Origin of the sequence: Streptococcus mitis (assembly GCF_003944325.1) — a bacterium.
Taxonomy (GTDB): domain Bacteria; phylum Bacillota; class Bacilli; order Lactobacillales; family Streptococcaceae; genus Streptococcus; species Streptococcus mitis_CW.
Genome location: NZ_RJPX01000039.1, coordinates 1 through 18,282, shown reverse-complemented (window position 1 = coordinate 18,282; position 18,282 = coordinate 1). Strand labels below are relative to the sequence as shown.

Here is an 18,282-nt window from a genome sequence, read left to right as displayed (position 1 = left end):
CTTTCCTCGTTTACTCTCGTGATTTACGCATATAGGTTACGACTACCTTTTTGGACTTTAGAGTTTTAGGCCCCCTTATCCGCTATATACGCCTTACTATCACGTTCCTGTTCGTAGAGCCACGATTTCGCTATCCCTTCCTCTCCCCGCTACCTCACGATAGTCAGGCTTGGGAATCGCTATTGGGTTCACCGGTAGCGGGTGCCCACGGAGGACTTACACCTCAGATGTACGACATGCCCGTCGTACTACAAAAAAACGACGATTTAAACCGTCGTTTTACTGAGATAAATATGCAATCTTTTTTTGAAAATGCGTCTATTTATTTTTTATGGTTTTTTATTGTAAAGTAGACATAACCGAATGAACATAGGTTGTCGAAAGCAAATGAAAAAACTGCAAGGATGATAGCTCCTGTATCTAAATAACCTCTTTCAAGACCGTTTTTCAACAACAACAATCCTGTAGTTTCGACAAAGATCAAAAATAAAAATATATAAAAAATTTTCACATTAAGCATATTGTTACCGCTTTCTTTTTATTTGGTTTTATTGTATAATAAAAGTTGAAAAAAATCAAAAATAAAAAGGAGTTTCCGTTATGTCTAAGATGTTTAAATGCATGTGTTTGCTAGTTATGTCTATTTTCTGTATGTCTAGCATTTCCCCGTCGCTTGTTGTTTTTGCTGATGATAGCTTATCGGCAAACTCTAAAGTTGTATCTGGTGAGACTCAGTTTAAGAATGGCTCATCAGTGCGGTTCGGAGATACGCAAGTAAATATTTTAAGTGATGAAGTTCTTGAGGTGGTCAATCCAGATGGAAGTGTAGACACTATTGAACAACGTGCTGATGGTGTCTATGTCAATGGGTCATTCTATATGGCTTATCAAAAGAATGAAATCGACCTAAATATATCTTTTAGATCATACGATCCTAATGTTTGGAATTACGTCAACACAATACATGGGAATAAACTAGAAAACACATTCGCTAACTTCATGGTTCAATCTGGAATATCCGCGTTTTTTGCTATTATAGGTTCTATGGTGGGTGGCCCATGGGGTGCAATAATTGGTGGAGCAGATTTTGGTATACAAGCTTATCAGTCTTACTTGGAGTCACAAAGCCCATATCCATACTACATAACAAATACTTATATCCATGTTGCTCAAAGAAAATGGAAGTTTATCACTGGATACTATAGAAACTCAGATTATACTGGGTATGAAAAAACCGAAACAACCTACGTGAATTTCTAAAATATAAACCCTGCCTTTATATCTAGGTAGGGTTTATATTTTAGTTAATTGCTCAAGTAATTTGTAAGCATAATACTTGCGAAACTCTATTTGTTCAAGCGGTTCAAAAGTTCTTGTTTTTTAGCCTCAAGCTCAGCTCTCCTTTGCTCGATTTCTTCACGTTTTTGGGCGATTTCTGCTTGCGCCTCGGGAGTTTCCAAAGTGCCTTGCGACTTGTGAAATTCTACTAGCATATCAACGATTTTTGGGTCTAATTCGTTGACATAATCAGGATTTGACCATTTCGGCACGTTGCTTGCAGGTGCTTGCTTTTTGCCGCCTTTTTTGGGCGTTTTGGCTTGTTGTTCAGCTTTCTGACTATAGTTGACCTCGTGGAATTTTCATATTATGCGTTTCATAATGAATTAAAAATTCGTTAGTCTTTTCTAAAATTCAGATCTTTCAAACTCTGTACACTGGCATTAATCACCGCGCCGACAATCAAAATCTTAGCAATGAGAATAAACCAGAACATCATGACTACCACGACGATGGAACTGAAAAAACGCACGTCCACTAGGTGATTGACATAATTGTTGACATAGACTGAAAAGATATTAAGCAGTAAGACCAGAGTCAACAAGACAAAGGCACTTCCTGGCAATACATGTCGAATTCGTCGCACCTTAACATTGGGGAGGAAATAATAAAGCATAACCAAGATGGCAAAAATCAAGGCATAGACCAAGGAGCCTGTCAGGTCTTGCAGATAATCAAAAATAGGACTATCCGATTTCCAGTAGCTCTTGATAAGGTTGAGAAGCATGCGACCAAAGACACTGAGAAAAAGAGCTAAGGCAAATAGAATCTGCAAGCCAAAACTGACAAACAAACTCATAAGCTGATGGGAAATCATTCCACGATTTTTTGCTACTCCGTAAGCTTTATTAAAGGCTTTCTGCAAGAAGTTCATGGATTTTGAAAAGGTCCAGAGGGCTGACAAAACTGCAAAACTCAATAAGCCTGTTGACGGTTGGGTCAGTACTTCTGTAATAATCTTTGCGACCACATCATAAACCGTATCTGGCAAAAATTCATTGACAACCTTTAAAAAATTGGAAACTGGAATCTGAAAATAAGGCAAGATATTAACCACCACCAAAAGAAGTGGAAAAATCGAAATCAACCAATAGTAGGCTACTGCGACACTGGTCAACTCACTATCCGAGGCTTGATAATAATGCAAAAAAGCTTTTACTAAAGGCCTGTCTGTCAACTCTTTCCACCACTTCTTCATGTCACACTCCTCCACTTACAATCTTATACTCAATGAAAATCAAAGAGCAAACTAGGAAGCTAGCCGCAGGTTGCTCAAAACACTGTTTTGAGGTTGCAGATGAAACTGACGAAGTCAGTAACCATACCTACGGTAAGGCGACGCTGACCTGGTTTGAAGAGATTTTCGAAGAGTATTAACTAATTTCTTCTTACCAATTCTACCATATCATAAGGCAGGGTATTGGCAGCTTCCTTGAGAGAATAGTTCTCTAAGTTATTGACATTTTGTCGTAACTTCTTGGCATACTTGGTCGTAATCAATCGTTTTTCTTCGTATTCGAAAATCAACTTGCGCTCCAGATAATAGCCTCTCAGCATTTCATCGATATTGTTGGGCTTGACGCGATTGATAACCCGTTCGACAAAGGCACCACTGGTGATAATAGCTGTTTCTCGGAGACGAGAATCCTGCATGAAGCTGATTAAAGAACTCTTATAAACCCCTTTAAGATTCTCCAGACTTTCGATAATCATCTCTGTATTTTCTAGATAGAGCTCTGCAATTTGGTCATAGTCAAGGGCTCTGAGTTTCTGTGATTCTTCATTTTTCCAACTACGGAAGGTCTTGCCTAAGGTAAAGACTTCGTGAAGGAGAAAACGTAAAATCCGCAAGGAAACAAGGAAATAATAGGTCACTCGTGAAGCAAACTTACTATTGATACCTTGTTCCATGTTTTTCAGATAACGTTGGTAGACTCGATAGGCACGCTCACTCATCTTGCCTTCTTCGTAGGCCTGTTCCAGACCATCACTTTCAATACTGAGGATGAGAAGTTTCAAGGTCTCCCAGTCTTCTTGAGCCCCCTTATTTTCTTGACTCAAGATAAGATTCTCTATTCGTCCATGGTAATTGTCAATAGCTGCATAGAGAGGGAGCTTATTCTTATGAGTTTCAAGTTCTTTTTCTAACTCCGAAGTAACCTCATTCAAAATGGCGATATGCATGAGATAATCCTTGCTTTCTTCCTGTTCATCAGAAAGATGAGGCAGGATCAAGAGACCTGTTAAAAAGCTTACAAGCGTCACACCTGCAACGAGGAAAAGTAAGAGAGGATACTCCTGCTCTAGATTACTTGGTATCAGAAGGATCGTAGCAATCGACACCGTTCCCTTAACACCTGAGAAGGTCAAAAGAAGCATGTCCTTCATATACTTATTTAGCTTTTTCTTGAGACGTCTAGTCCTATAGGCATAATAGCCATAAATCATGATAAAACGAATGGCAAAGAGGACAAAGGTCAGGGCGACAAGAGATAGCAATAAAAGTAAGGGATTATAGATTGGATTGGTCAAGATAGGCTCTGCTATCATTTCCAGCTCCATCCCTAAAATCACAAAGACAGAACCATTGAGCATAAAGTTCACTGTATGCCAGACCGTCTCGGTCACCGTATCCACTTGGGCTTCAAGGAGCGTGATTTTCTTAAATCGGCTTGCCTTTAAAATCCCAGCAACCACAACGGCAATAATCCCTGAAACGTGGACTTCTTCTGCCAGGAAGAAGGTCACCAGAGGTAAACTCAATTCTAATAAAAGCTCACTAGCAATATCCGTTGCTCTCACACTTAGCAAGAAACTATGAAGGAAACGGTTGGTCATGGCTGTTAAAAAGCCAATCAAAAAACCGCCTAGGATTGAAAAGATGAGCGAACTACTAGCTTGCCCAAGGGAAAAGGCTCCTGTTGTCCAAGCTGTCAAAGCTACCTGAAAGGCAACCAAACCAGAAGCATCATTCAAGAGTCCTTCACCCTTAAGGATATTGGACACGCGCTTAGGAAAGCTAAAACGCTCCGAAAGAGAAGCAAAAGCCACCAAGTCCGTAGGACCAAGAGCTGCACCAACAGCCAAACAAGCTGCCAAGGGAAGACTGAGCCAAAGAAGATGGGCCAAGCCACCCAAACTCAGGGTCGAGATGAAAATCACTGGAAATATGAGATAAACAATAATTCGCCAGTGTTTTAAAATAGCCGTAATATCCGCTTCTTCCGACTCTCTGAAAAGCAAGGGCCCGATAACCAGTGCCAAAAACAACTCCGTATTGAGGTGAAAGTCGGTATTGGGTAAAAAGAGACCAATCACAATTCCCAAAAGAATTTGCACCAAAGGGAGAGGCAAAAAGGGCAGGAGCTTATTGGTTGTACTTGAGACAATTAAAACCAGTAAAAATAGGATGAGGTAAATCAGTAATTCCACGCACGTCCTCCTTAATCTTTTTTACAACAGGATTCAAATATCTCCTTCTGCTCTTTGATTTTTTGGTCAATCTTGGAACAATCCTTGTGCTCAATTTTTCTCTGGCACCGTTCCATCTCAAGAGCAACTAATTTTTTCTTGATTTTAAGCATTTTTTTGCTCATATGCGCTTGGTCTAACACACCCACCGCTCGTTCGTGGTGGGTTGATTCAACAAAATTCTGGCGCATGGCATCCAGCTTTTCACGTAGGTATTGTTTATCCATGTCTATATCTCTCTAATTTTTCAATCATTACTAAAAATGGTGGGTTGTTGACTTGGTTTAAAGTTCGGTAAATAGCAGCTGTGTACTCTTGTTGGTTCAACTGGCTCACAAAATCCAAGACAGCATCCCTCTCGAGGTCGCCTCCTTCATGACCATAGTAAATCATGATAGCAATTCGTCCACCTTTGACAAGTAAGGCACACAGCTTTTCTAAGGCTTCAATCGTTGTCTGAGGTTGGGTAATGACTGACTTATCAGCCGACGGCAGATAACCCAGATTAAAAATCCCTGCCTTGGCTTCTGTCACAAACTGGTCCAGTGTTTCATGACCTTGCAAGATTAACTGGGCATTTGTCAGGCCAGCCTGATGTAAACGCTCTTGCGTCTTTTCCAAGGCTTGCTCCTGAATATCAAAGGCATAGACTTTCTTGGCTAGCTTGGCTAAAAAAAGGGTATCGTGGCCATTTCCCATTGTCGCATCCACAACGATATCATCCTGATTCACAACCTCAGCCAAAAAATCATGTGCCATTTCAAGTGGTCTTTTCATTTTCAAACTCCTGTTTTACAGCCTTGCATCCTTGAACACTTCCACGACGTCGCATTTCAGTTTCAATAGCATTTAGCACTTCCCACTTATTGAGGCTCCACATAGGTCCAATCAGCATATCCCTAGGTGCATCTCCTGTAATTCGATGGATGACAATGTGCTTGGGAATGATTTCCAGTTGATCACAGATGACCTTTACATATTCTTCCTGACTCATCAACTGTAAACGTCCCTCGTGGTAATCCCGTTGCATACGTGTATTAGTCATAAGGTGAAGCAAATGCAGTTTAATCCCTTGAATATCATTATCGGTAACACAGCGGCGGACATTTTCAAGCATCATCTCATGGGTTTCACCAGGAAGTCCATTAATCAAATGAGAAACAATCTCAATTTTTGGGTACTTTCTCAAACGCTTGACCGTTTCCACATACAATTCATAAGAGTGAGCGCGGTTAATCAGGTCAGAGGTTGTTTCATAAGTGGTCTGCAAGCCCAATTCAACCGTCACATGCATGCGCTCCGATAACTCAGCCAAATATTCGATGGTTTCGTCCGGTAAACAGTCTGGTCGCGTTCCGATATTGATTCCTACCACACCTGGCTCGTTAATAGCCTGCTCATAGCGCTCTCGGATGACTTCCACCTTTTCATGGGTGTTGGTAAAATTTTGAAAATAAACCAGATACTTCTGAACATCTGGCCACTTGCGGTGCATAAAGTCAATTTCCTTATAAAATTGCTCACGGATAGGTGCATCCGGTGCTACGATAGCATCTCCAGAACCTGAAACCGTACAAAAAGTACAGCCCCCATGAGCCACAGTTCCATCACGATTGGGACAGTCAAATCCCGCATCAATAGGGACTTTAAAAGTCTTTTCTCCAAAGAGTTTTCGATAATAATCATTCAAGGTATTATAAGATTTCATAACTTTCATTATAACAAAAATCACCCACAATCTCAAAAGCCTGACTTTCCTATAAATTCCTCTGTTTCTCGTTTCCATTAGCCTTTTTTTATGATACAATATGGGTATGATTTTAATGAAATTAGCATCTATTTTATTATTGATACTGACCTTAGTCGTCTGCATTATCATAACCAAACTTTTTAGATTAAAAAAACTAGGACGAAACTTTGCAGATTTGGCTTTTCCAGTTTTAATATTTGAGTACTACTTGATTACAGCTAAAACTTTTACCCATAATTTCCTCCCTAGACTGGGGCTAGCCCTCTCGGTCCTAGCTATTATTCTCGTATTTTTCTTCCTTTTGAAAAAACGTAGCTTTTACTATCCTAAATTCATCAAATTCTTCTGGCGTGCAGGATTCTTATTAACCCTTGTCATGTATATTGAGATGATTGTTGAATTGTTTACTCAGAAATAAAAAAATGAAATCGAAAACACCTCAATCAAACTAAAATAGAGTGATTGAAGTGTTTTTTCTTTATCTATTTTTCAATAATTTCTATCTACTATCTTTATCAGGAAAGATAAATCCAATACCTACACAAGCTAGCACACCTGCTCCAATCACCAAGCCACTTGAAATTGGCAAAAGATCCAAAATTGCATTTGCGATGATGAAGGCAATAATCAAACACATCAGACTAGCCTTGTAGTCTTTTTTCAAAAGATTCTCTAGAGTAAAAAAGAGGAACAAGCCTACCGGAATCAGGGACCATAGGTTGACATCCAAACTTGGCCAGCCAACAGAACCAAAATACACTACTGTTGCTGCTGCTACTAAAAATACAATCCCCAATAATTTTTTCATTTCTTTTTCTCCAATTTCTTTTTAGAAACTTGAACCATCTGGTATCGACGCCTCACGTCCCTTACAAAAATTATTATAGCAGAGGTCAGTTTCAAGAACAAGTTCTTTTGACTATCTGGTCTCTATATCTGTCTAAGTGGTTCAATAATTAAGAAAAAAAGAAACCCAGTAGAATGAGTTCCTTCACTTTGCCGATTGCAACAGTATTTTTATTCTATAGTTCGATACAGTATGTTATGAAATTGGTAGAGTCCAAAAAATCTTCCTATCTGTAATAAGAAGATTTTTTGTTATCTAAATAAAGTACATTAATACATTCTAAAAGAGTATAATTATCAATGTAAACTTAAGAATTAAGTATTAAATAGCAATTGTCACAAAACTGTTTCATCACCACACTATCTCATCTCAGTACACAAACCATTTTTCTATAGCTTTGGTCTTAATCTTGATCTTTTTTCTTCAATCCAAGAAATACACCTACGGTAAACATTATTCCAGCAATGAATGGTGTAAAACCTTCTCTAACTGTTCCGGTTTTTGGCAATCTATCAGAATTGTTAGTATCCGATTTACTATCGATATTGGTATGTTTATTAGCTATATTCTCTGGTTCATTAAGATAAACTTCTTTCTTATTTTCAAAGTTTTTATCATTTTTATCAGGAACTGTAGCTGTAACATCCTTAGTGGAATCAGATCTTTGACTTTCATCTAATTGACTATAATTTACTTGTACAGGAACTGTAGTTTTGACATCTTTAGTTGAATCAGATTTGTGTGAATGATTTTCTCTTTGTAAATCCTCTTTTCTGTGACTTTTATCTAATTGATTATGATTTGCTTGCACCTTATCTTTCTTTCTGGATACATCAAAAGTAGGTTTATTTTCCTCCTCCTTTTTCTCCTCTATTTTCTTGAATACAGGTTTTATAAGGGTATCTTTTGATAGATTAATAACATAACCAGCATCTTTTTTCCCTTCGACACCAGAAATTTCCCAGCCATCAAATTGATAGCCTTTTTCTAATTCACCCTCATAGACAGGCAAAATGAAATCTTCTTCCGACACTATCGTTGAACTCATTTCTTTTCCATTTTGAATGGTCACAGTCACCGTATGAGGTTTTAATTCGCTTACCTCTCCCGTATCCTTGTTTAAAATGAATTCTTTTACGGTTGTATTTCTTGCAAAATCTTTTACAACAATCTTAATGTTTAGTGTCTTATCTGTTAGTTGTTTAATATCATCAAATGATTTATATTCTTTTCCATTTACATAAATATGTTTGTCTTGAATCTCACCATCGAATCCATTATTTCTTTTATCATTGATGTTAAAGACAACAGATTTTCCGTCAGCATATTCAATACTAGTATTTCCCTTAGGATCAATGTTTACTTCTGGTTTAACATTATCATATAAAAATTGATAGTGTACTCCAACCGCTTTCGCATTCAAATCGCTATAGCCAGTTTGAAGATAAACATTTCCATCCATATCTGTTACCTTATCTGGGAATCCGTTTGCTTTATAGTCTTTCATTCCCCAGTCCATGATGTCACCGTCTTTAACATTAAGCTTAATGTTAAAATCTCTAGTGTTATCAATGTGTAAATCTCCGTAGATTAAATAATTATCTACAACAGATTCATTAACTCTCAACTCCCAGTTAAAACCACCCTTATCAGAAATCTTACCTCTTAAATAAAATTCTGGATTTCGTACATAAATTTTATTAGATTTAGATGGATTAAAGTAGTTCTTGTCCATTGAAAGGTTTACTGGTTTTGCATCAATAAATAACGTAGAGCCATCTTCTTTTATAGCTTCTACATTGGACTTATCCTCTCCTGTGTACTCTTTACCATCCTTACCAAATAATACAAGTTTAGAAGAATCTGTCACAAGATTTCCATCTTTATCGATTGCTTCCCCTTTATCATTCATTTTAAATGTAAACACTTGATACCTTACAATGTTAAAGCCGTCCAAAGCCGACATTAATACTGATTGAGTACTTCTTCCATCTTCAACATTCCTACTATCAGCATAAATTATTTTTTCTGATAAGACTCTTAGATTAGGATTGGCCTTTTGTATTTTTGCTATATCTTCCTTGTTATAGACTCCATTTCCTTCTAACATATCCGTTTTTCCAGGATTATAGGTAGTCACTTTTAGTGCATAGCCTTTTCTTAGAATAATGTTATCTTTTAACAGATATTGTTGTTTTTCTGAATCAGCATAGATTTTACCAGATTCCATGTCCGTTAAATTGTTTGGTTTATTTTTTGAAAGATCTCCTTCTCCTAATTCTATTACATTCCCATAACTTGATGCATAGGGATATTCTTCTTTAGTTTCCTTATTTTTTTCAGGCATTCTAATTTTAGTTTCAGCTTTTGTCTGATTATCATCTTTAACAAAGAATCTCATATCTCCTGCAAAAGCTAATCCATCCACAATATCATTAATATTAGCGTATAAATCAAATATCATCGTTTTTGAATGTGAATCATACTTAGTCGTTTTGATTTCTATCGATTTATAATTATTGCCATAATATACCTTGGCATTTTTAGAAACATTACTTATCTTTCCAAGAATTTCAAAGTGTCCATCTTTAGACGGGCTTAGAACACCATAAATTTTTGATTTTATTTCGTCAAGTTTTTCAGTTTCATATTCTAAGGCACTACCATCGTCATAAGCAATGATATTCCCCTTATCATCGTATTTATAATCGTATTCCTCTATTCTCTTACCAGTTTCACTTGTAAAGTCATCAACTTCTCTAAATTTCTTTTTAATGAGTTTCTTTAAGTCTTTGCTTTCAAAAGCTCTAATTGTTGAAATAGTTTTATGAATAGTCAAGCTAGATTTTTCTTCGATAGACTCTTCATTTTCTTGATGATTTTCTTCCTCAGTTGTATCTTTTTTAAGACTATCCTCTTTTCTATTTTCTAAATTTTTAAATTTAGATTCGGCAATCTCGCCAAGCTTTTGGTAGTTAGATGAATCTTGATCAGGATCTACTAGATAATAGGAAATCATCCCCTTTTCATTAGCATGATCAGCAAATTTAATTCTATGAATCTTTGTGAAATTGCTAGAACCATCTAATGCAATGACTTCAATGATTTTTCCTCTTAAATCTCCTGCACCTTTAATTTCATAAATGGTATTTCCATCTTTGTCAAGTTTCCTATTTCTTCCTTGACCCTCACCTGCATAAGTTACTTCAAGATTTTTCTCAACCTCTCCATCTTCATTAACAAGAGCGGCTCCTGCATACCAAACTTCGTTGGCAATCTCGTCAAATTTTTCAGGATGTTCTTTCTGATCTCTCGCAAATAAAGTTTCATTCTTGTATTGCTCTTTTACCTTGTGATAAGTGTCCTTTGTAATCAGCTTAATTTTTTCAGGATTTGAAAAATCAACCGAAACAATCTTAGGGGCTGTGTTATCAATTTTTACAGGAATGTAGGAAACCTGCCATGGGTAATCTTTAGTTAATCTATATTTAAATTTATAGAAATATTGACCTTCTGCAATCGGTTCAAATTGACCTCTTATCTTAGTAGCAGGATCTTGCTTATCATTGCTTTCTGGTGCATTTTCTTCTTTCCCTCTAGGGTTATAGATGAGCCCATCCCATTTCAAGTCGCCCCAAACTTTTAGCTTAGAAGATTTGATTCCCTTTGCATCATTTCTTTTAGAGTTTAAAATTCCTTTAATAAAGTGTTCTCTCGAAATGACTTTTAAGTCAATTTGATTTTCTCCCTCTTTATTTGTATTTACTATTGAAATCAATCCTTCTTCTGCACTTCTTAATACAAGTGGAGAAGGTGTTAATCCTCTCTCAAGTTGAGCATCTTGAGGATTTCCATTTGAATCTAAAGGATAAATTTTAGCAATATTAGAACCACTTGATGATGGTGCGTTGATCCCTTCGTTATTGAAAGCAAATAATTCTGGATTTTGATCTAGGGATGTTGTATTTTTATCTTTTCTATTTTGTATAACTCCTGCTGGATTAAATTTATCTATACCATGTTCTCCACCAATTCCCTTATTTAAGGTTCCTGGAATTTTTGGTTTGCCATCATCATCATAACCTTCCATTGTTTTTGACTTTGAACCTTCTTCCCAGGCCCATTTATCAAGGATTGGTTCGTGGTTCCAATTCCCAGCAAATCCCATTAGAGGCATCGATAAAGAAGGTTGGAAGTTTATTTTCTTCCCGTTAGAGTTTAGAGCTTCCATTTCTTCCACTGACTCAAAATGAATAAATGATTCTACAAATTTATTTTTGTTTTTAGCTTCTCCAACATTTATGACAGCATTTAAATCAAAGCTAGAATTTGGGCCTATAGTGAAAGTGTCATGCTCAAATGTAATATTTGCTCCTTTGATTTTTTCTGGGTGGATTTCTGGAACAATTTGCTTCCCATCTGGAGATTTTTCATCTTTGTATGTTTCATCCAGTTTTAATCTGTCAGTTAGAGCATCTGTAGTTATAGCAGATGCTGAAACTTTAAAGGTCAAAGGTCTATTTGATGTATTGTGAAGCTTAATTGTAAAATATTTTTCTTCTCCTTTTATTTCTTTAAGAGAAATAGAACCATAAGAGTTTACCAAACCTTTAGAATCCGTATTTTTAAAAGTCGCTACGACTTCATTTCTCAAAGCATTGGCAACATTAATTAGCCCTGCCCCTTGTTGTCTAGGTGATGCAAAGTATTGACTTTTTTCTTTCCAAGAAGTCGCATCCATCATAGGGCGTGCAGTATTTTGTAGGGCTATTTTTGTAAGACTTGTAAGATCTATTTTGTCATCTCCCTTAAGATTTTTCAACACAGGTCTTTCAAGCATTTCCTTTAACTTTGGTCTAATCAAAACAGTAGAAGCTGCCACGATTGGAGTTGCCATACTAGTTCCTGACATATAGCCATAAGTTGATTTCCCATTAATGACATTGAGAGTGGATTTAATGTTTTTACCTGGTGCTGAGACATCAGGCTTTAAAAGTAAATCTGTTCTCGGTCCCCAAGATGTGGATCCTGCTGGAACTATGATATCTTCTTTATACAGTTCTTTGTCTGTGTCAAGTGCAAACTTAAAGTCAATTTCTTTTTCATCACCTACATTCGGTTTATTAGAATTATAGCTTGCCATATCAATTGGATAGTATTGCTCCAATTTATCTTTAAAATCTTCTTTATTATTTCTTTTGACTTTAGTTTTTTTATCAGGGTTAATCATGTTCCATAACTTTACACCATCATCTCCTGAAATTGAAAAAACTTGACTAGTCGTTCCTTCATCCTCTTCATATCCCATAGCTGGAAGCTCTGTCCAATTATCTCTATTGTAGTAATTTACAGTATTTACAACCATAATGGCGCGTGCGCCCTTATCCGTTGCTCGTTTAAAAGCATTTTTTAAATCCTTTGTATAAATTCTATCCATTACTGCAATTTTGCCCTTAAGATTCAATCCTATCAAATCTTGGTCTTGACCTTTGCCTATATATACAAATTTCAATCTACTAGGAGCTTTTGAACCATCTTCATTTGTTATGATTTTATTCTTATCGAAAAAGGCCCCTATATTTCTGTATTTAAAACTTTCTCCACCTATGTTGACTTTATCAAACTCAACTGTTTGATTTTTAGCAGATGCGACCGCTATCGCATCTTCATGTGCTGCAGTTCGCGTTACATTTCCAGTGTCGGTCATTTTCAGATTATTATTTGCTACTAAATCCCATGAAGAACTTGAAGCAGAAGTCGCATAGTTACCCGTAGCTACAACCATTGGAATGCCTGCTTTTCTTAACGCTCTAATAGCTTGCCAATATTTTTCACCTACAAGACCTGTTCCTGTAAAACCAGATGATACCGAAACAACATCAACGTTGTGTTTGATGGAATCTTCAATAGCATGAAACATTGTTTCATCTCCTGCGAAGCCAGATCCTGCGTCAGAGTACATTTTATAAGAGAAAATCTGTGCATTAGGCGCAATTCCATCTATTCCGTTAAAGTTTTTGATATCTTGTTCAGTATCATTTCCCGCAAGAATCCCAGCAATATGCATCCCATGGGGATCAAAATAATCACTTCCATCATCAGCTTTTTCTACAGTAATTTTACCACCATTATAATAATTGAAAGCATGAGGAATTTTATCACTCAACCAGAAATTTTTATCAGTACCTTTTAAGTCTTCTTTTTTAAATCTCATTGAGTCTTTGGCATCATCATCGATTCTCATAGCCTTATGTCTATAATCTGTCCCGGTATCGATATTTGAAATGACCATACCTCTACCATCAAAGTTTTTCCCAAATGGTGCATTGATAGACTTTAGGTAATCGATTGCCTCTTCAACTCCAATTTCTTTTCTAGCATGATTCATCATAGGTTGGACTTTTTGTGACCTTTCAACCGATGAAATACCTTCTATTAGTTTAATTTTGTCCAAAGTATCTGGAGTTGTTTCTATTGCAACACCATTAAAAACCGTATCATAAGTATATAAAACTTTTGTATCCTTAAGATTGGATAATTCCTTGATTGCTTTTTCTTCAGATTCTTTATCTTTAAATTCAGCAATATAGACAAGTCTATCTTCTTTTTTGGGACTTTCCGTGTCTTTACTTGCAGACGAGTCTGCATTATCTCCTTTGTATTGATTGGAATCTTCTTTTTTGATTGTTGCTTTTTCATTGTTAGTTTTATTGTCTATCACAGATTCTTTACTAACAACTTCTTTTTCCTCAATAACTGTTGTTTTCTTCTCTTCAGTATCCTTTGAAGTTTCTATAGCATTATGAATATCTTCATGTTTTTCTTTGTTTTCGTTTTGTTTACCTACTACTACTTTTTCTTTATCAGAGATAGTTACAGCATCTTCAGAGCTAGATGTGTCTGCTAAAACTACCTCATTAGGGACATATGCTGCTAAAATAACTGCAGCTGTGGTTAGTGACAATACTGTACTTTTTTTCATTTTAATTCCTTACATATTTATTTAACTTCCGATAGATAGAAAACTTTAACTTTGCTAGCCTTTGTTATAAAAAGTTTTACTAAGTATTATCTAGGAAATAGAGTAGTACATTTATATATAATTGTTAGCTCTCTGAAAAATAGTATATCAATTAAAAAAATTTAAGTCAAGAAAAATTAAGATGTGTTAATTTTATTTTTAATGTGTATTAAAAACGATATAAAAATTTCGTACTTAACTGAGATACATTATCAGCACATTCACACCATCAAAAATAGTAGCAATCAAGTTGAAACACTACCAGAACCACAAAGACAGACATAATTGATGCAATAACAATACTATTAAACAAAGTAAATAACCGATAAGAACTAGGCTTAACGGTTATTTTCTACTTGTCTAATTTTGCAAATCTTCAGTCATATGTTCACCTGTGACTTAGGCTTTACGAGTGTCTTGCTCTAGCAACTAATACTCAATGAAAATCAAAAAGCAAACTAGGAAGCTAGCCGCAGATTGCTCAAAACACTGTTTTGAGGTTGCAGATGGAAGTTGACGTGCTTTGAAGAGATTTTCGAAGAGTATAAGCTAAATCGGCGATTACACTTACAATATAGCGATCTGAGAATAGGTGTCAAGAAATTTTCATCTCTATTAAAAAAAGCCTGTCCTGAGACAAGGCTTTGATATTGTATTATTTACGAACCTGCACTTTCGTAGGCATCTAAGCCCCTATCCCAAAGTTTAAGGGAAATGACAAAGAAAGCCAGGGAAATCAACATCAAACCTCCGATGTTAAAGATTACATCCTTGTCCTGCAAGAAATAGCTGGCAGGATAGTAGGCCGTAAAGGCAAAAGGCACGATAAAGCTAATCAACCAACGAAGAAGAAAATTATAAATCGAAATCGGGTACTTGGCAAAATCATTGAACATATAGAAAATATAAATCATGGCGCCTGACTGTTTGGTCCAAAAAGCGATGCTGGCTGTCGCGATTTTCAAGGAAGTATAAATCAAGGTCGCAAAAGGAATACAAACTAGGAAAAGCAGGAATTTTGGGAGAGTCCAAGCAATGCTAGTTACGGTTGTTCCCAGTAAAATACCACCGACCAAGAGTTCGCCCAAGGCATCAATCTGAAAGGTCTCGACTAGGATGTGGAAGAGGGGATTGATAGGACGAGTCAGATACTTGTCAAACTCCCCTTTTCGGACTAGGCGTTGCCCTAGTGCCCAGAGATTGTCAAAAAAGAGATGGTCCAAGCCCTTGGGAATCAAAGAAAAACCATAGATAAAGGCAATCTCTTGAAAAGTCCAGCCTTCTAGGGATGGGATGTGTTGAAAGATGACATTGAGAAACAAGAGATTCAAGCCTTGAGTCAGAAATACTCCCAAGACACCAACCACAAAATCCACCTTGTATTCCATAATTTGCTTGATATATTGTCTGATAAAAATCAGATGCATACGCTGATATTTTTTCATACTAACCTCCTTGAATGGTGATAAAGGACTGGACTCGTTTCCAAATCAACTGAGACAAGCCCACCATCACTAAGAGCCAGAAGAACTGCAAAGCGAGCGCCTGAAGAATCTGATTAGCATCGTATTTCCCAACAATGATCATAACCGGAGTATAAATCAAGGATGAAAAAGGCAGGAAGGACAGAATGTCTGAAACAACCTTTGGAAAGAAAGCCAAGGGAATCAAACTTCCAGACATAAAAGCCACTATGGAAGTCTTGAGTAGATTGGATCCCCAAAGATTTTTAAATACAAAGGCAGAAAATCCAAAACAGATATTAAAGAAAAAGTTAATCAGGTAGGCGATCGTTAGGCTAAAGAGGTAAAGGACCGTCAATCCTAGCACTTCTACAATACCTTGCCCAGATAAGATTTTCATCAAGACAATGACACTTAAAAATGGAAGGCCAACGCTGATAAAAATCAACCACTTAGACCCAAGCTCAGTAAAAAGATAGGAGGCCGCAAAATGCACTGGTCTCAACAATCGCATGATAATGGAACCATCCTTAACCTCCTCCCCAATCATAAAGGACGAATCTGATCTAGTCAGAAGATTTGTCACAAAACTCATGATGATGTAGAGGGTGATATCTGCCATACTGAATCCCTGAATCAAGGACTCCTGTGAGGAATCAAAGACTGCCTTCCAGAGATAAAAGGCTACAAAAGCCCCCATAACATCGCCAATCCGATAGAGAATAAAGTTGACTCGGTAAGTAATCAATTCCTGAACACCTGCATTGATAAAGGGTTTATATCGTCTCCACAATTTGACCATCTTAGAGCTCCTTTCGGTAGAAGCGACGGATAATATCCTCAATATCCGTATCCACCATCTTCAAATCGCGGATTTCAAAATCAGACAGGGTTTGCTTGATAATATCAGCCGACTGGTAGCGGGAACTATCGAATTCAATGTTGAGACTATTCCCTTGTCTATCAATTGTCATATCCGAAAAGCCTTCATAGTGAGAAAGGAGATGACTTTGCCCTGACACCAATTCAAAGGAAAGAGTCTTCATCTTGCCAAAGGTTTCCTTGAGCTGGTTCACCGTTCCATCAAAAATCTCCTGCCCCTTGTCAATCATAAAAATCCGATCACAGAGTTGCTCAATATCACTCAGATCGTGAGTGGTCAAGAGAATGGTAGTCTCTTCCTCCTGATTGATCTGGGTAATGGCACGACGAATGTTATCCTTGACGGAAACATCCAAACCAATGGTTGGCTCATCTAAAAAGAGAACCTTGGGATTGTGGAGCAAGGACGCCGCAATATCCGCCCGCATCCGTTGTCCCAGTGAAAGAGTTCGCACGGGATCCTTGATAAAGTCTTTCAGATCCAAGACTTCATTCAAAAAATCCATGCGCTTATGAAAGAGCGAGTCTGGCACATCGTAAATCTCTTTTAAGACCGTGTAGGTCTCTTGCAGTGCCAAATCCCACCATAGCTGGGTACGTTGTCCAAAAACTACGCCAATATCTTTGACATAATCTTGACGATTGTCCTGGGGAATCTTGCCGTTAATTCGACAAAAACCAGATGTCGGTTTCAAAATCCCTGTCAGCATTTTAATGGTTGTCGACTTCCCAGCACCATTTGCCCCGATGAAGCCTAAAATCTGCCCTTTTGGGACCTCAAAGGTCAAATCCTTGACCGCTTCAAAGGTCTGCTTTTCAGGATAAATAAAGGAGCGCAAAGCCCCCTTCAAGCCTGGTTCCTTAACAGTCTTCACAAAATTTTTCTGAAGATGTTCCACTTCTATCATTGCCATATCTATCTCCCTATCGCAAGGAATAGCAACATTGTATTTTTAACTACAAATATTCTAAATCCCTACTTTCTACACCTTCTACATTTTATTACTACAGAAGGCTTTATACCAACCTATTATAGTCCAATAAAAACTAGAATGCAAGCGTTTGCCTGAAGTTTATGAAATTAAAATTTCTTCTCTTAAAGTGGTATTTTTATACTCAATGAAAATCAAAGAGCAAACTAGGAAGCTAGATGCAGGTAGCTCAAAGCACAGCTTTGAGGTTGCAGATAAAGCTGACGTGGTTTGAAGAGATTTTCGAAGAGTATTAGTCCAAAATTCTGGTTTAATAGTTTTCTTAAAACAATCGAGTAGGGGATAATCTCTAGCCCCTCTCACACCACCGTACGTGCCGTTCGGCATACGGCGGTTCAACTAACTTTTAACGCATGTCGTTCAAGGTAATAATCCAAACACGAAACCAGTCCACGTTTCTCAAGGACTGGTTTTGATATAGCACGTTTAAGTACCGACTTCTGAGCTACTAATTGATAGTGGTCACCCCAGCCAGATACCTTATCTGCTATCCATTTAGGAACTCCTAACTTAAGCAA

13 protein-coding genes and 1 pseudogene are annotated in these 18,282 nt (G+C 37.1%); 2 read left to right on the top strand and 12 right to left on the bottom strand.

Annotated elements, in window-relative coordinates:
- The first annotated feature begins 651 nt into the window (after nt 1-651).
- Nucleotides 652-1,260, top strand: a complete 609-nt coding sequence (locus tag D8787_RS09360; RefSeq protein WP_050540534.1) for a hypothetical protein — start codon at nt 652-654, stop codon at nt 1,258-1,260.
- An 86-nt stretch (nt 1,261-1,346) separates the two neighbouring features.
- Here D8787_RS09360 and D8787_RS09355 read toward each other — a convergent pair whose 3' ends face one another.
- From D8787_RS09355 to D8787_RS09330, 6 genes are all read right to left on the bottom strand, one after another.
- Complete coding sequence (locus D8787_RS09355; protein WP_042900640.1) at nt 1,347-1,550, bottom strand: hypothetical protein; 204 nt, start codon at nt 1,548-1,550, stop codon at nt 1,347-1,349.
- Nucleotides 1,551-1,675: 125 nt separating this feature from the next.
- Entirely contained in the window at nt 1,676-2,536 is an 861-nt protein-coding gene (locus D8787_RS09350) for a YihY/virulence factor BrkB family protein (RefSeq protein ID WP_125423220.1), read from the bottom strand.
- A gap of 179 nt (nt 2,537-2,715) precedes the next feature.
- A complete protein-coding gene (locus D8787_RS09345; RefSeq protein ID WP_125423217.1) occupies nt 2,716-4,770 on the bottom strand; it encodes a cation:proton antiporter in 2,055 nt (684 codons plus the stop codon).
- Between the two features lie 11 nt (nt 4,771-4,781).
- Nucleotides 4,782-5,036 (bottom strand): hypothetical protein, encoded by a 255-nt coding sequence (locus D8787_RS09340; RefSeq protein ID WP_000361085.1) that lies wholly within the window; start codon nt 5,034-5,036, stop codon nt 4,782-4,784.
- A complete protein-coding gene (locus tag D8787_RS09335; protein ID WP_185776791.1) occupies nt 5,029-5,586 on the bottom strand; it encodes a tRNA (mnm(5)s(2)U34)-methyltransferase in 558 nt (185 codons plus the stop codon). The genes D8787_RS09340 and D8787_RS09335 overlap by 8 nt, the downstream gene beginning before the upstream one ends.
- Complete coding sequence (locus tag D8787_RS09330; protein WP_125423211.1) at nt 5,570-6,526, bottom strand: TIGR01212 family radical SAM protein; 957 nt, start codon at nt 6,524-6,526, stop codon at nt 5,570-5,572. Before D8787_RS09330 ends, D8787_RS09335 begins: the two co-directional genes overlap by 17 nt.
- Before the next feature lie 91 nt (nt 6,527-6,617).
- Between D8787_RS09330 and D8787_RS09325 the strand changes: the two genes are divergently transcribed.
- Nucleotides 6,618-6,977: a DUF3397 domain-containing protein gene (locus D8787_RS09325; RefSeq protein WP_125423208.1), complete on the top strand. Its 360-nt coding sequence runs from the start codon at nt 6,618-6,620 to the stop codon at nt 6,975-6,977.
- Between the two features lie 81 nt (nt 6,978-7,058).
- On the opposite strand, the gene D8787_RS09320 is transcribed toward D8787_RS09325, so the two are convergent.
- The 6 genes and pseudogenes from D8787_RS09320 to D8787_RS09285 all read right to left on the bottom strand — a co-directional run.
- The gene (locus tag D8787_RS09320; protein ID WP_125423205.1) at nt 7,059-7,367 is read right to left on the bottom strand and encodes a hypothetical protein; all 309 of its coding nucleotides are present in this window, start codon (nt 7,365-7,367) and stop codon (nt 7,059-7,061) included.
- Nucleotides 7,368-7,809: 442 nt separating this feature from the next.
- Entirely contained in the window at nt 7,810-14,388 is a 6,579-nt protein-coding gene (locus D8787_RS09315) for a S8 family peptidase (protein WP_125423201.1), read from the bottom strand.
- A 698-nt stretch (nt 14,389-15,086) separates the two neighbouring features.
- The gene (locus D8787_RS09310; RefSeq protein WP_125423198.1) at nt 15,087-15,872 is read right to left on the bottom strand and encodes an ABC transporter permease; all 786 of its coding nucleotides are present in this window, start codon (nt 15,870-15,872) and stop codon (nt 15,087-15,089) included.
- A 1-nt stretch (nt 15,873) separates the two neighbouring features.
- Nucleotides 15,874-16,692 carry an ABC transporter permease gene (locus tag D8787_RS09305; RefSeq protein WP_125423196.1) on the bottom strand — a complete coding sequence of 273 codons (819 nt, stop codon included), beginning with the start codon at nt 16,690-16,692 and terminating at the stop codon, nt 15,874-15,876.
- A 1-nt stretch (nt 16,693) separates the two neighbouring features.
- Nucleotides 16,694-17,686: an ABC transporter ATP-binding protein gene (locus D8787_RS09300; protein ID WP_125423193.1), complete on the bottom strand. Its 993-nt coding sequence runs from the start codon at nt 17,684-17,686 to the stop codon at nt 16,694-16,696.
- A 413-nt stretch (nt 17,687-18,099) separates the two neighbouring features.
- Nucleotides 18,100-18,282, bottom strand: a pseudogene (locus D8787_RS09285) (group II intron reverse transcriptase/maturase); the annotation flags it as partial.

Excerpts from the sequence above, each read along its gene's own strand:
- D8787_RS09360 (WP_050540534.1), top strand. The coding sequence starts at position 652 with ATGTCTAGCATTTCCCCGTCGCTTGTTGTTTTTGCTGATGATAGCTTA.
- D8787_RS09350 (WP_125423220.1), bottom strand. The coding sequence starts at position 2,536 with ATGAAGAAGTGGTGGAAAGAGTTGACAGACAGGCCTTTAGTAAAAGCT.
- D8787_RS09340 (WP_000361085.1), bottom strand. The coding sequence starts at position 5,036 with ATGGATAAACAATACCTACGTGAAAAGCTGGATGCCATGCGCCAGAAT.
- D8787_RS09335 (WP_185776791.1), bottom strand. The coding sequence starts at position 5,586 with ATGAAAAGACCACTTGAAATGGCACATGATTTTTTGGCTGAGGTTGTG.
- D8787_RS09330 (WP_125423211.1), bottom strand. The coding sequence starts at position 6,526 with ATGAAAGTTATGAAATCTTATAATACCTTGAATGATTATTATCGAAAA.
- D8787_RS09325 (WP_125423208.1), top strand. The coding sequence starts at position 6,618 with ATGGGTATGATTTTAATGAAATTAGCATCTATTTTATTATTGATACTG.
- D8787_RS09320 (WP_125423205.1), bottom strand. The coding sequence starts at position 7,367 with ATGAAAAAATTATTGGGGATTGTATTTTTAGTAGCAGCAGCAACAGTA.
- D8787_RS09315 (WP_125423201.1), bottom strand. The coding sequence starts at position 14,388 with ATGAAAAAAAGTACAGTATTGTCACTAACCACAGCTGCAGTTATTTTA.
- D8787_RS09310 (WP_125423198.1), bottom strand. The coding sequence starts at position 15,872 with ATGAAAAAATATCAGCGTATGCATCTGATTTTTATCAGACAATATATC.
- D8787_RS09305 (WP_125423196.1), bottom strand. The coding sequence starts at position 16,692 with ATGGTCAAATTGTGGAGACGATATAAACCCTTTATCAATGCAGGTGTT.
- D8787_RS09300 (WP_125423193.1), bottom strand. The coding sequence starts at position 17,686 with ATGGCAATGATAGAAGTGGAACATCTTCAGAAAAATTTTGTGAAGACT.